Raw genomic sequence first — 13,992 nt, 5'->3', positions numbered from 1 at the left:
ACGAACTCTGTGCTCGCGCCTCGGCTCCAAGCGCTGATGCCCTCGCTGCGCAGATTAGGCAGGACCGGAGCGTTCTGGACCTCTGCCTCGGTGCTGGCGCTTGTGCTGTGGTCAAGTGGGGCGCCGAGTGTTCTCTACCCGATCTACGCTCAGAAGTGGGAACTGAGCTCGGCGGTCGTGACTCTGGTGTTCGCGTCCTACCAGCTCGCGCTGATCGTCGTTCTCCCGCTGTTCGGCAATCTCTCCGATCAGTTCGGGCGACGTCTCGTGATGATCTGGGGCGTGGCTCTGATCGCGGCGTCTGCCATCGTCTTCGCCATCGCCCCGAACGTCGGGTTCCTGTTTCTGGGCCGCGTGCTCCAGGGCGCGGGTTCGGGGCTGGCGATGGGCGCCGCGACGGCGTCATTGGTCGAAAACAACACGACGGGCAATTCCAGACTCGCCAGTTCTCTGGCGACCGTGTCGACCGCCGCCGGGCTCACACTGGCCCTCGTCCTCAGCGGCGTGTTGGCTCGCTTCGCACCCATGCCCCTGTTCTGGAGCTACATTCTCCTGCTGGCGCTGACCGTCATCGCCATGATCACACTTACCCTGACCCCTCACGACCGCCCCACCCACACACACAGATGGCGACCTCAAGCTCCGCGGCTTCTTCCCGAACTGCGCTTGAGCTTCTCGATCGCGACCCTGTCCGTGGCACTGGCCTACTGTGCAGGAGCGATCTTCCTCTCGCTGGGGGCACACATGATCGTTCAGTTCGCCGGCACCTCCGACGCAGCACTGGCAGGACTGCTGCTGGGATGCTCTTCGGCGACCATCGGTGTCACCGGCCTGTTCCTCTCCCGTCTCCGACCGCACGTTTCACTGCTGGTCGGAACACTCCTGACGATCGTCAGCCTGGCTCTCATGGCCGCAGCAGCGGCGTTCGGCTCGATCGGACTCTTTCTTGCCTGGTGCATCGTGGGCGGGGTGGCCTACTCGTTCACGTTCACAGGCGGGTTGGGTGTGATCAACCAAGCTGCGCCGGTGCGCCACCGTGGCTCGACGCTGTCCCTGCTCTACCTGGTCGCCTATATCCTGCAGGCCGCCACTGCGATCGGCATGGGCGCACTCGCCACGGCCAGCACGCTGGGTACAGCGGTGGGAGTTGCCGCTGCGACGATCACAGGCTTCTGCCTAGTGGTCCTGGTTCTCAGCTTCGTCGACGCACGGGCTCGCCGCAGGAAGTCGAAATCGTCGACGTCGCAGGTTGAGAGGGTGGAGCACTGCCCATGCCCACAGGCACCCAATTGACCCTGCGTGCACGGCTGAGGACTTCGCTTGCGTCTGCGCGCAGAGTCCCACCCCGCCCCCTCACCAGACGATGATGCAAGTCACTAGTCTGGCGTCATGAATGCCACCGAACTTCCCACCGAACACTTCGACTATATGGTCGTCGGAGCCGGATCTGCCGGGTGCGTCATCGCTCGCCGGCTCATCGACGCAGGCAAGAAAGTGTGCCTCATCGAGGCCGGTGGGGACGAGACGAACCCGAACATCGACCACCTGAACACCTTGGGTCTGCTGTGGCATTCGGCCCAGGACTGGGACTATTACACGACCCCGCAGCCGGGCGCGATGAATCGTAAGATCCACCTGCCGCGCGGCAAAGTCCTGGGCGGCTCCAATGCCCTCAACGCCGTCATCTGGGTCCGTGGCGACGCCTGGGACTACGAGCAGTGGGTTCAATCAGGCTGCCCCGGCTGGTCCTGGGACGAGGTTCTGCCCGTGTTCAAAGCCATCGAGAACTATGACGGTGAGATCACGGACAGCCGCGGCACCGACGGCCCCATGGATGTGCGCATCGGCTACGAGCGCAACCGCATCCAGGAGGACATGGTCACAGCCGGTGAGCAGACCGGCCTGACCTACAACCCGGACTATAACTCCGGCAGCGTCGAAGGCATCTCCCGGATCCAACTCAACGTCCGCGACGGCAAACGGCTGAACACGTGGCGGGCATACCTCAAGCCCCGCCTCGGCGATGGGATTCTCACGATCCTGACCTCGACGCATGCTCGACGTCTCCTCATCGATGACAAACAGGTCACGGGTGTCGAGGTCGACTTCCGCGGACGGGTGGGGACACTGTCGGCCCACGAAGTCATCCTCACATCTGGGGCCCTGGCCTCACCGGAACTGCTCATGCGCAGCGGGATCGGCCCCGCCGACGAACTGTGCGAGGTCGACATCGATCCCGTCCACGACCTGCCAGGCGTAGGCAAGAACCTGCAGGATCACTGGCTCTCCCCGGTCATCTTCACCACCGGATCCCAGCCGGTGCCGATGGGTGAGGTCGCCCCCGCCGAGGTGCATCTGTTCGCGAAATCCGACCCGGACCTTCCGGTCCCCGACACCCAGCCTCTGTTCTTCTCGGTACCGATGTATGCCCAGGATTCCGCACCGAATGTGCAGTCGGGACCGGACAACGGCTTCACCCTGCAGGGCGGTCTCGTCCGACCGGCCAGTCGCGGCGAGGTCACGCTGAGCGGACCGAACCCGCAGGACCCGAGCCTGGTCAACCCGAACGTCCTGTCCGAACAGGCCGATGTCGACGCCCTCGTGGCCTCGGTCAGGCAGTGCCGTGAGATCGGACGCGCCGAGGCCCTGTCACGCTGGCAGCCCACCGAGATCTTTCCCGGTCCCGAGGTCAGCGACGACGAGCTCGAAGACTACGTGCGCGGCTCGGTCGTGACCTACCACCACCAGGTCGGCACGTGCCGGATGGGACAGGACGAGACATCCGTCGTCGACCCGTCCACGTTCAAGGTCCATGGGTTGGAAGGTCTGCGCATCGCCGACGCCTCGATCATGCCGCAGATACCCACCGGCAACACGAACGCCCCGACGATTATGATCGCCGAACGCGCTGCCGCCGTCCTCGTCGGCTCCCCACTCGAGGGAATCACCACCCCCTGACCTACCCAACTGCTACCCGACGGCGGCCCAGCTACCTGGCGCCAGGTTGCTGGGCCGCCGTCAGGTAGCAGTTGAGGGCTGGTAGTCTTCGATTTTGTCGGCCGGCCTGCGAGCGAGAGGGTGTGTGAGTGAACGAGGACACCGATTCACCTGTGGCCACGCAGCAGCTGCTGGTCACCATCGGGGCCGGGCTCCTCGCGAGCGGGATCTCCTCCGTCGACGTCGAGGACGCTCTGTCTGGTCTCGCACGCACCCTGGGCATCAGCAGACTCCGTGTCGCTGCTCTTCCCCGTGGCCTGTTCCTCACCTCCGGTTCCGGAGATTCCACAAAGTTCGAACGCATCGGCCCTGACCTGCGATTCGATCAGACGGCGAAGCTGCTCGACATCGTTGACGCCCTGCGCGCCCGCAGGCTTACGGTCTACGCAGCCACACGGATGATCGAATCCCAGGTCCACGCTGCACCGCCGCGCTGGCCCGGTTGGCTCTCCCAGCTCGGCGCCGTCCCCATCGGCATCGGGCTGTGCCTGCTGCTCGAACCCGGACTGGTCAATTTGGCCTTCGCAGCATTCGGCTCGCTCATCGTCGCCGGCATCCTCGCCCTCAACGGCCGCTGGCCCAATCTCAATCCGCTGCTGCCGGTGAGTTCGGCATTCATCGTCTCCGTCATCGTGCTCATCGGCTACCGACTCGACTGGCTCGAGAGTCCTCTGCGCACGATCATCGCAACTCTCGCGCTGCTGCTCCCGGGCAGTGCCGTAGTCACCGGTCTGACAGAGATCTCAGCCGGAGCACTCTCGGCTGGCAGTTCACGGCTCGTCTCGGCCACAGTGCAGCTGGCGATGTTCATTGCGGGAGTCGCTGGTGCGGCAGCGGTCACCGGTACCGGAGCTCAGGCCCTGCGGAACTCTCAGCTCGCCGATTCGACCTGGCAGCTCTCCGCCCTCGGCGTCCTCGCCGCCACCATCGGCCTCATCATCTACCTCTACACCCCACTCGAACACACAGTGCCGATCGTTCTCACAATCGCGGCGGCCGCACTGGCGCAGCTGGGCGTCGGAGCCGAGTTCGGTGCCGCCGTGGGCGGTCTCGCCGGGGCGCTGACCGCCTCACTCGTGGCCGTCATCCTCTCCCGCCTGCCGCGTGGACCGATCTGGCGCATCAGCTTCGTTCCCGCATTCCTCGTTGTCGCACCCGGTTCGTTCGGCCTGCTCAACGCCTCGCAGCTCGAGTTCGGCGACGGCAGCGGGGTTGCGGGCAGTCTGCTCGCCGCGGGCGCGACGTTCTTCTCCATCGCCATCGGCACGGTCATCGGTGCCGCGATCGCCCATTCCGTCGAACCGCGGGACGAGATCGTCGCCTGACACGCTCCTGGTCGGCAGGGTCTGATCATCGTCGGTCGGCCGGTACAACCGTCTGGCGGCACCGGCCGGGACAGCTTCTGTTCAGGCGAAGGGCGCCGAAGCCTGATCGAGGCGCACGATTTCCTCGGGACTGAGTTCGAGATCCGGGGCCGCCATGAGGGCATCGAGTTGTTCCGGCGCGCGCGCAGAGACGATCGGGGCGCTCACACCCTTGGCCAGCAGCCAGGCGAGCGCGACCGAGGCCGGCGCCGCGTCGTGGGCTTCTGCGACCGCGACCAACTCATCGACGACCTTGAGGCCATCGGCGTTGAAGTACCCCTTGACCATGCCGCCTCGGCTCGCGCCCTCCAGGTCGGCCTCGGTGCGGTATTTGCCGGTGAGGAATCCGGCAGCCAGGCTGAAGTAGGTGAAGACGCCGAGGTGGTGCTCCTGTGCCAACGGCTGAAGCTCGACCTCGTAGTCGCGGCGGCTGACGAGACTGTACTGGGGCTGGATCGCCACGGGCTTGGCGAGGTTCTCCCGCTTGGCCACGGCCAGCCATTCGGCGAGCCTGTCCTTCGAATAGTTGGACACGGCGACATACCGGGCCTTACCGGCGCTCACGATCTCATCGAAGACTCGGGCCACCTCGGCGATGGGGGTCACCTCATCATCACGGTGGGCGTAGTAGAGGTCGACGTGATCGGTCTGGAGACGTTCGAGGGAAGCGTCGATGGCGGTGCGGATATATTCGGGGTCCTGCGTCGTGTGGTCGGGATGGTCGCCGACCTTCGTGGCGATGACGACCTGGTCGCGGTTGTCGCGGGCGGCGAGCCACGTGCCGATGATGGTCTCGGACTCGCGGCCGGTGTTGCCCGGCACCCACGCCGGGTAGGACTCGGCGGTGTCGAGGAAGTTGCCTCCTGCAGCGACGAAGGCGTCGAGAACGGCATGTGATCTGGCTTCGTCAGCGGTCCAGCCGAAGGTGTTCGTGCCCAGGTTGATGGGGAAGATGGTCAGGTCGGTGCCGGGGATCTGTACCTGCTGCGTCATGATGCTCCTGTGTCTGGGCGGCCTGAGAATTTCGGACGGCGGTTCACGCGGTGGTTGGCATGTGCTCGCCTACTTGGTGCAACGACGAGCCCGGCAGGAAAATTCCGAGCATCGGTGAGGTCGGCTGTTCGAGCACCCGACTATTTGAGCAGCCTGTCCATTCTGCGGTCGCTCAGTTTCTTCTCGCCTGTCTGGCAACCGGGGCAGTATTGCAGGGACTTGTCAGCATAGGAGACCTCCGCGATGGTCGAACCGCACACCGGGCAGTTCTCGCCAGCCCGGCCGTGGACCTGCAGTCCGCGTTTCTTCGCCGCCTTGACCTTCGCCGGGGGCAGATCGATGAGGGAGTCTCGGGCCTGGCCGAGGACCTTGCGCATCGTCTCCAGCAGTGCAGGAGCATCGACACCGCTGGCCGGGGCGAAGGGAGAGAGCTTGGCCGCATGGAGGATCTCGTCGGAGTAGGCGTTGCCGATGCCGGCGATGAGCTGCTGATCCTCGAGCACGGTCTTGATCCGTGAGGTCGAGTCAGCGAGTGCCGCCGCGAACTGGTCCTCCTCGATGGTCAGCGCATCGGGTCCGGCGTTGCCGATGGCGGGCACCTCGGTGCGGTCGCTCACGAGGGACACCGAAGCGTTCTTCTTCGTTCCCGCTTCACTCAGGTCGAAGCCGGCACCGGAGGCCAGGTGGATGCGCAGGCCCAGCGGCCCCTTGCCCATCTTGACGGGACCGGCGGGTACGTCCTCATGCCAGACCAGCCAACCAGCGCGGGCGAAACGGCAGACCAGGTCAAGTCCGTCGAACTCGACGATGAGGGCCTTGCCGACCCGGGAGACCCAGCTGATCTCCAACCCGCTGATCGCCTCCAACGGCGGATCGGCCGTCTTGAGGATGCTCAGTTCGCCGACGTCGGTCCGGATGATGAAGTCACCGACGACTTTCGAACGCAGGAACGAAACAAGTGCGTCGACCTCGGGCAATTCCGGCATGGGCCCAGTATGCGCCCTTGCGCGTGAGGAGGCACCAGACCGCTCTTGTGAGTTCCCTGCACGAGAGCTAACGTGGACAGACCACGTGAGCGCGTGCACCACCAGCAATTCGACCACTTCTTAAGGAGGGTGACAATGGCTGAGAATGTCGCTCAGAAGCTCATCGGCTCACATCTGGAATCCGGGACGCTTGAGCCCGGCAATGAGATCGGGGTCCGCATCGATCAGACGCTGACTCAGGACGCGACGGGAACGCTGGTGATGCTCGAGCTCGAAGCGCTGGGCATCGACCGGATCCGCACGGAGACCTCTGTCCAGTACGTCGATCACAACCTTCTGCAGACCGATGAGAAGAACCCGGAAGACCACATGTTCCTGCGCTCTGCCGCGCAGCGATTCGGCCTCTGGTTCTCCCCCGCCGGCAACGGCGTCTCCCACCCGGTCCACCAGTCGCGGTTCGGCAAACCGGGCGCCACCCTCATCGGCTCCGACTCCCACACCTGCGCGGCCGGCGCCTTGGGAATGCTGGCCATCGGCGTCGGCGGTCTCGAAATCGCGATGTCCATGGTCGGCGAACCCCTCTACATCAGTGCACCCCAGGTCATGGGCGTCGAGCTCACCGGCACGCTGCCGCCGTGGGTCTCGGCCAAGGACGTCATCCTCGAGATGCTGCGCCGTCACGGCGTCAAGGGCGGGGTCGGAAAGATCATCGAATACCACGGCGAAGGCCTCAAGAACCTCACCGCCATGGACCGGCACGTGATCGCGAACATGGGCGCCGAGCTCGGGGCCACGGCCACGGTCTTCCCCGCTGACGACGCGGTCCGGGACTTCCTCGAAGCAAGCGACCGGGGCGAGGACTTCACCCGAATCGAAGCCGATGCAGGCGCGCAGTACGACCTTCACGACTCCATCGACCTCTCCCAGCTCGAACCACTCATCGCCGCTCCCTCATCGCCGGGCAATGTCCGCACCGTGCGCGAAGCCGCTGGTGAGGATGTCTTCCAGGTCGTCATCGGCTCCTCGGCGAACCCTGGCCTGCGGGACTTCGCCGTTGTCGCCGAGGCGCTTGAAGGTCGGCACATCCACGAGCAGATCTCACTCGACGTCAACCCGACATCGCGGGAGATCCTCGCCGACCTCATCGGCGGCGGCTGGCTGACCTCACTGGTGGCATCTGGTGCCCGGATCCACCAGTCGGGCTGCATGGGCTGCATCGGTATGGGACAGGCACCGGCCGTGGGCCGCAACAGTCTGCGCACCATGCCGCGGAACTTCCCCGGGCGTTCGGGCACCGACGAGGACGCCGTGTGGCTGTGCTCGCCGGAGACCGCCGCGGCCGCAGCGCTGACGGGCAAGATCACCGACCCGCGTGACCTGGGCATCGACTACCCGCAGGTCAAACTGCCGGAGAAGTTCTCAGCCAATCGGTCGATGCTGGTTCCGCCGCTGCCGCTTCAGGAGGCGCGCGAGGTGGAGCTGGTCAAGGGCTCGAACATCTCGACCCTGCCCGAGTTCGATCCCCTGCCGGGCGACATCGATCTCGAGATCATGCTCAAGGTCGGCGACAATGTGTCCACCGACGAGATCATGCCCGCCGGCTCTCGTGTCCTGCCCTACCGGAGCAACATTCCCAAGATCTCCGAATTCGTCTACATCCAGGTCGACGACACCTACGCCACACGAGCCGTCGAGCACGAGGGCGGACACGCGATCGTCGGCGGTGAGAACTACGGCCAAGGTTCATCCCGTGAGCACGCCGTAATCGCACCCCGCTATCTGGGGCTGCGGGTCGTCGTCGCGAAGTCGCTGGCCCGCATCCACTGGCAGAACCTCGCGAACTTCGGCGTTCTGGCGCTCGAGTTCAGCGATGAGAGCGACTACGAGAACCTGTCCCAGGGTGATGTCCTCGAGTTCCGGGGCCTGCGCGACGAGCTGGCTGAGGGGAATACAGTGAGCGCGAAGGTGGGCGGACGAACCTTCGAATTCCGCCACACGCTCTCGCCTCGGCAGGTCGAGATGGTCCTCGCCGGCGGTCGCATCGCCCAGCGCGCCCAGCAGGAAGCCGCAGAAAAGAGCTGAGGCTCGCACGTTCTCAGGGCTCGGCGAGGAAGCCCCTGAGCAGCGAGGCGGTGCCGTCGAGGTGCTCGGCCATCGCCGTTCGCGCACCGAGGGGGTCACCGACGAGGATCGCGGTGTGGATCCGCTGATGCTGCTCATGGGAATGGGCCAGGTTGGGTTCGATCATCGGGATCCGCTCAAGCAGCTTGTTCGCCCGAGTCCGGCTCTCGACCATCGAACGCACCAGGCTCGGTGAGCCTGTCACCTGGGCCCAGGTCAGGTGCAGTTGGGAGTCCAGGCGCCGGTACTCGGCCATGCTCGACTGTCTGCTCGTCTCCATCGCCGCCACCAGCTGGCCGCGTTGGGCAGCGGTGAGATCCTGCCCGGCTGCCACCTCGGCGACGCCCATCTCGATGACGCGTCGCCAGGTCAGGGTGTCCTCGACTTCGACGACGGAGAACCCGGCGTCGTCTGCCGCAGGACTCCCCCACCCACCACCGGAAGCTGCGCCCTGGACTGCACCGGTTGCGGGGGTTCGCGAGACGAACGTTCCTCCGCCCCGACCTCGGCGGACGTTGACCCAGCCGGCGGTCTGCAGCTCGGAGATCGCCTCGCGCAGGGTCGCACGGGAGACACCGAGCTGTTCGGCGAGCTCACGTTCGGGTGGGAAACGCTGCCCAGGCGGGATGATCCCGAGTCGCACGATCTGGAGCAGACATTCGATCGTCTCCTCGAAGATGTTGCCTGAGCGCGCCGGAGCGATCGCCCGCAGCGCTGTGACCTGGGCTTGCGGTGTCTGCGATGCCTTGCCCTCCAGCGCCTTGGCGACGTTGTGCCGTGCTTCGTCAGCTGCGCTGGACACGGTCATGTCGGCTCTCCTGCACTACGTAGTCTCATGCGTTCACGATCTCATAGCGGAGTCGTGTAGGCGTTGGTCAGCCCTCCGTCGACGGTGAACGACTGGGCGGTGACGAACGAGGCATCATCGCTGGCCAGGAAGGCCACGGCCGCAGCCATCTCGTCAGGCTCACCGAAGCGCCCCATCGGCACATGCACCAAGCGTCGGGCGGCCATCTCAGGGTCATTGGCGAACAGCTCTCGGAGCAGCTCGGTGTTCACCGGTCCGGGGCACAGGGCGTTGACGCGAATGCCTTCCTTCGCGAACTCCACGCCGAGTTCCCGTGACATGGCCAGCACCCCGCCCTTCGACGCGGTGTAGGAGATCTGCGAGGTGGCCGACCCCATCAGTGCCACGAACGAAGCCGTGTTGATGATCGAGCCGCGCCCCTGCCTTCGCATCTGCTTCAGAGCGGCCTTCGAGCACAGGTACACCGAGGTCAGATTGATGTCCTGGACCGCACGCCACACATCGAGACTGGTCTCCGTGATCGAGGCGTCCGCCGGTGGGGAGACTCCCGCGTTGTTGAAGGCGACATCCACGCTGCCGAAGGTGTCGAAGGCCGTTTGGAACAGGTTCTCCACCTGGTCCGCATCGGTGACGTCGGTGGACACGAAGAGGCCGCCCACCGCCTTCGCAGCGGCTGCGCCTGAGTCTGCGTTGGTGTCAGCGATGACGACGTTGGCCCCTTCAGAGGCGAGGCGCTTCGCGGTTGCCAGACCGATACCGCTGGCCCCTCCGGTGACGACGGCGGTCCGCCCCGGGAGGCGCCGGCAGATGATTCGGGCGGAGTCCCTGGCTGCTGTCTCGTTCATGTTGTGTCCTTTGCCCAGTGGTGGTGAGAGTCGAATCGGCCTGAGCGCCATAGCTTGGGTGGTCTGTCGTACGGTCAGTCCGTGGCGATGAAGAGGTTCTTCGTCTCCGTGAACGAATCCATCGCGTGGGGGCCGAGTTCGCGGCCGATGCCGGAGCGTTTGAACCCACCGAACGGAGTCGAATAGCGCACCGCGGAATGGGAGTTCAGCGACAACGCCCCCGAGTCGACCCCGCGAGCAACCCGCAGTCCCCGGCCGACGTCGCGGGTCCAGATCGATCCTGACAGGCCGTAGGGCGAGTCGTTGGCCATGGTGATCGCCTCCGCTTCGTCGCTGAAGCGCTGCACGGTCACGACGGGCCCGAACACCTCGTCGGTGACGATGCGATCACGTGGCGTTTTCGGGAGCACGACAGTCGGCGCCATCCAGTAGCCAGCACCGCTGGGGGCACTGCCGGTGAACGCGATGTCGACGCCTTCGAGGAATCCGGCCACACTCTCGTGGTGGCCGCGCGAGATGAGTGGGCCCATCTCTGCCTCCTCGAGGCTGGGGTCGGTGACGACAACTCCGGACACCGCAGGTTCGAGAAGTTCCATGAAGCGCTCGAAGACAGAGTCGTGGACGAGGATGCGTGAGCGGGCGCAGCAGTCCTGGCCGGCATTGTCGAAGACTCCATAGGGCGCGGTGGCCGCGGCGAGCTCAAGGTCCGCGTCGCCGAAGACGATGTTCGCGGACTTCCCGCCCAGCTCCAGCGTCGTCCGCTTCATCGTCTTGGCCGCGTCGGCCATGATCGTCTCGCCCACCGCGGTGGATCCGGTGAACACGATCTTCGCGACCCGTGGATCCTCGGTGAAGGTCTGGCCGACGACGGACCCCTTGCCGGGAATGACTTGGAAGACATCGGCAGGAATCCCCGCCTGCAGAGCCAGTTCGCCGAGGCGGATCGCCGTCAGCGGGGTCAGCTCGGCGGGTTTGAGGACCACAGTGTTGCCCGCGGCGAGCGCGGGCGCGAAACCCCATCCGGCGATCGGCATGGGAAAGTTCCACGGCACGATGATTCCGACGACCCCGAGCGGTTCGTTGAACGTGATGTTCACTCCACCTGCCACGGGAATCTGATCGCCGAGGTGGCGCTCGACTCCACCGGCGAAGTAGTTGAGGACGTCGCGGACATTTCCGGCCTCGCCCCGGGCGTTGGAGATCGTGTGCCCGGCCTCGGCGACCTCGAGCGCGGCGAGGTTCTCACTATCCTCATCGACGGCGCGGGCGAAGGCGCGCAGCAGTTCCGCGCGTTCAGCCGGGTCCGTTGCCCGCCACCGGCCGAAGGCGTCTGCTGCCCGGCCGATCGCATCCTTCGTCGATTCGGCGCTGTGTGCATCGACCGAGGTGATGAGTGCCTCGGTCGCAGGGTTGATCACTTCGGTCATCGGTGGGCCTCCGTTGGCGTCTGTAGTGTCGTGGTTGTCCTTGTCTTTGCGCGGCAGGCGGCGGCCTCGACGAGGCCGGTGAACAGGCGCAGATCCTCAAGGGTCTCCTCCGGGTGCCACTGCACCGCGAGCATCGAACCGTCTGGAGTCTCGAGGGCCTCGATGCAGCCGTCGTCGGAGCGTGCGCTCACGATCAGTCCAGCGCCGAGGTTGTCGATGGCCTGGTGATGGTGGCACCTGACCGTGGCCCCGGTTCCGATCAGGCCGGCCACGGCGGTATCAGGTGTCGTCGCCACCTCCACCTCGGCGAATTCGTCCTTCTTCTCAGCCGCGTGGGCACCGTAGCCATCGAGGTCGGGCAGGTGCTGATGCAGGGTTCCACCGTGGACGGTGTTGACGATCTGGGCGCCGCGGCAGATCGCGAACACCGGCACATTCGCGGTGCGGGCGTGCCGGTACAGGGTGGTCTCGAAGGAGTCGCGACGCACGTTGGGAACCTGGGTGCGGGGGTGGGCCCGCGCTTCGTAGAGTCCGGGGTCGACGTCGTCGCCGCCGGTGAGGATGAGGCCGTCGAGTTCGGCCACCTCGCTCAGAGCCCAGGGGTCTTCAGGGGGCAGGAGGACGGCGCGGCCGCCGGCTCGGGTCACGGCGGTGACGTAGACGCTGGGCAGGAACGCCGCGTCCCGGTCCCAGACTCCGAACTGGCCGCGGCCATAATAGGTGGGCAGCCCGATGAGCGGGCGGCGCGTCGGCGGGTCGAGGTCTGCTCGTACCGGGGTCGGGTCAGAGTCGCTCAAAACCACGCCGGACCTCCCAATCGGTGACTGCGGCGTCGAAAGCCGCCATCTCGACTTCACCGGCATGGGTGTAGTGGTTCACGACCTCGTCGCCGAAGGCATGGCGGGCGATATCGGAGGATTCGAAGGCGGCGACAGCGTCGTGGAGGCGGCGCGGAATGCTCGGCGCGTCCTGGGTGTAGGCGTTGCCGGCGAGGGCTTCGGGCAGTTCGAGTTCGTTCTCGATTCCGTGGATTCCGGCTGCGATGAGGGCTGCGCTCGCAAGGTAGGGGTTGGCGTCTGCGCCGGGAACGCGCTGTTCGAAGCGCAGGGCGGGTCCGTGACCGACGATGCGCACGGCACAGGTTCGGTTGTCCCATCCCCAACCCACCGCAGTGGGGGCGAAGGAGCCGTCGGCGAAGCGCTTGTAGGAATTGATGTTCGGGGCATAAAGGTAGGTGAAGTCGTGCTGGGTGGCAACGACACCGGCGACGAAGTGCTTCATCGTCTCTGACATTTGCGTGCCGTGGCCGGTAGGGAAGACCGGAGTGCCTGCGGTGTCGCACAGGCTCATGTGGATGTGGCAGGAGCTGCCTTCGCGGTCGTTGGGTTTGGCCATGAAGGTCACCGACTTGCCCTCTTGGTCTGCGATCTCCTTCGCACCGAGCTTGTAGACGACGTGGTTGTCGCAGGTGGCGAGCATGTCGGTGTAGCGGAAGCCGACCTCAAGCTGACCGAGGTTGCATTCGCCCTTCGCGCTTTCGGTGTAGAGTCCGGCGCCGTCCATCTCGTTGCGCAGTCTGCGCAGATAGCCTTCGACCTGGCCGGTGCCGAAGAGGGAGTAGTCGATGTTGTAGGTGCTGGCGGCTTCGAGGTTGCGGTAGTCGCCTGCCATCGCCTCGCGGTAGCCGGTGTTGTAGAGGGCGAATTCGAGTTCTGTGGCACCGATGGGGCTATAGCCCAGTTTCTCGAGTCGCTCCAGTTGGGCCTTGAGGACCTGTCGTGGGGAGACGCTCAGCGGTGAGCCGTCGACGAAGGCCAGATCGCATTGGACCATCACGGTCGCCGGGTGCCAGGGGATGCGGCGCAGGGTCGAATAGTCGGGGACGAACATGAGGTCGCCGTAGCCGCGTTCCCAGGAGGTGAGTTCGTACCCGTCGATGGTGTTCATCTCGACGTCGGTGGCCATCATGTAGTTGCAGCCTTCGGTGCCGCTGTCCAACACTTCGTCGAGGAAGAAGCGGCCCGTGATCCTCTTGCCTTGGAGTCGGCCCTGTATGTCTGCAGCGGCGACGAGTACCGTGTCGACGCTGCCGGCGGCGATGTCTGCCTGCAGCTGCTCCAGGGTCATATCTGATGAAGTCACGTTCATGATTCCTCTTCTCGGTAGCCCAACTCGACGATGTGTTCGCATCCTTGCGACGGGCTGCATCCCTGCGGTGGTCACGCATCGTTGCGGGGGTGGTGCTGTGCGGCAGTAGCGGCTTGCGACGGTTCAGGAAGACTCTCTCACTTAAGGTATGCCACCGAACCATTTACGCGCAATAGCTGGGCCAAAATTGTCGACAACGTAGGTTTGTCGTCTGAACAAATACCTATTGACAAACCATTTGCACGGTGACAAGCTCAACGTCAGAACAGAGTTGTGAACTGCATCACGCACTATTTTCGTGAC

Annotated in this window: 11 protein-coding genes; 4 read left to right on the top strand and 7 right to left on the bottom strand. The window is 65.2% G+C overall.

Going from position 1 to position 13,992, the window contains the following annotated elements:
* Nucleotides 1–36 precede the first annotated feature (36 nt).
* The 3 genes from AAFP32_RS02770 (at nt 37) to AAFP32_RS02760 (ending at nt 4,322) form a co-directional block, all read left to right on the top strand.
* Nucleotides 37–1,293: an MFS transporter gene (locus AAFP32_RS02770; protein WP_350270551.1), complete on the top strand. Its 1,257-nt coding sequence runs from the start codon at nt 37–39 to the stop codon at nt 1,291–1,293.
* 96 nt (nt 1,294–1,389) lie between these two features.
* A complete protein-coding gene (locus AAFP32_RS02765) occupies nt 1,390–2,958 on the top strand; it encodes a GMC family oxidoreductase (protein ID WP_350270550.1) in 1,569 nt (522 codons plus the stop codon).
* A gap of 128 nt (nt 2,959–3,086) precedes the next feature.
* On the top strand, nt 3,087–4,322 hold the full coding sequence (locus AAFP32_RS02760; RefSeq protein WP_350270549.1) for a threonine/serine ThrE exporter family protein: 1,236 nt from the start codon (nt 3,087–3,089) through the stop codon (nt 4,320–4,322).
* Nucleotides 4,323–4,403: 81 nt separating this feature from the next.
* On the opposite strand, the gene AAFP32_RS02755 is transcribed toward AAFP32_RS02760, so the two are convergent.
* Nucleotides 4,404–5,354, bottom strand: a complete 951-nt coding sequence (locus AAFP32_RS02755; protein ID WP_350270548.1) for an aldo/keto reductase — start codon at nt 5,352–5,354, stop codon at nt 4,404–4,406.
* Nucleotides 5,355–5,494: 140 nt separating this feature from the next.
* Nucleotides 5,495–6,340 carry a DNA-formamidopyrimidine glycosylase family protein gene (locus AAFP32_RS02750; protein ID WP_350270547.1) on the bottom strand — a complete coding sequence of 282 codons (846 nt, stop codon included), beginning with the start codon at nt 6,338–6,340 and terminating at the stop codon, nt 5,495–5,497.
* Between the two features lie 135 nt (nt 6,341–6,475).
* On the opposite strand from AAFP32_RS02750, the gene AAFP32_RS02745 reads away from it, so the two are divergent.
* Nucleotides 6,476–8,422 carry an aconitate hydratase gene (locus AAFP32_RS02745; RefSeq protein WP_350270546.1) on the top strand — a complete coding sequence of 649 codons (1,947 nt, stop codon included), beginning with the start codon at nt 6,476–6,478 and terminating at the stop codon, nt 8,420–8,422.
* A gap of 13 nt (nt 8,423–8,435) precedes the next feature.
* Here AAFP32_RS02745 and AAFP32_RS02740 read toward each other — a convergent pair whose 3' ends face one another.
* The 5 genes from AAFP32_RS02740 to AAFP32_RS02720 form a co-directional block, all read right to left on the bottom strand.
* Nucleotides 8,436–9,269 (bottom strand): FadR/GntR family transcriptional regulator, encoded by an 834-nt coding sequence (locus tag AAFP32_RS02740; protein ID WP_350270545.1) that lies wholly within the window; start codon nt 9,267–9,269, stop codon nt 8,436–8,438.
* A 41-nt stretch (nt 9,270–9,310) separates the two neighbouring features.
* On the bottom strand, nt 9,311–10,114 hold the full coding sequence (locus AAFP32_RS02735; protein WP_420883378.1) for a 3-oxoacyl-ACP reductase: 804 nt from the start codon (nt 10,112–10,114) through the stop codon (nt 9,311–9,313).
* Nucleotides 10,115–10,188: 74 nt separating this feature from the next.
* Nucleotides 10,189–11,541 (bottom strand): aldehyde dehydrogenase family protein, encoded by a 1,353-nt coding sequence (locus AAFP32_RS02730; protein ID WP_350270544.1) that lies wholly within the window; start codon nt 11,539–11,541, stop codon nt 10,189–10,191.
* Entirely contained in the window at nt 11,538–12,338 is an 801-nt protein-coding gene (locus AAFP32_RS02725) for a gamma-glutamyl-gamma-aminobutyrate hydrolase family protein (protein WP_350270543.1), read from the bottom strand. The genes AAFP32_RS02730 and AAFP32_RS02725 overlap by 4 nt, the downstream gene beginning before the upstream one ends.
* Entirely contained in the window at nt 12,325–13,689 is a 1,365-nt protein-coding gene (locus AAFP32_RS02720; RefSeq protein ID WP_350270542.1) for a glutamine synthetase family protein, read from the bottom strand. Before AAFP32_RS02720 ends, AAFP32_RS02725 begins: the two co-directional genes overlap by 14 nt.
* Nucleotides 13,690–13,992: the final 303 nt, after the last annotated feature.

Source organism: Brevibacterium sp. CBA3109 (genome assembly GCF_040256645.1).
Taxonomy (GTDB): domain Bacteria; phylum Actinomycetota; class Actinomycetes; order Actinomycetales; family Brevibacteriaceae; genus Brevibacterium; species Brevibacterium koreense.
The sequence above is the reverse complement of the archived record's forward strand: the minus strand, read 5'-3'. Positions and strand labels throughout refer to the sequence as shown.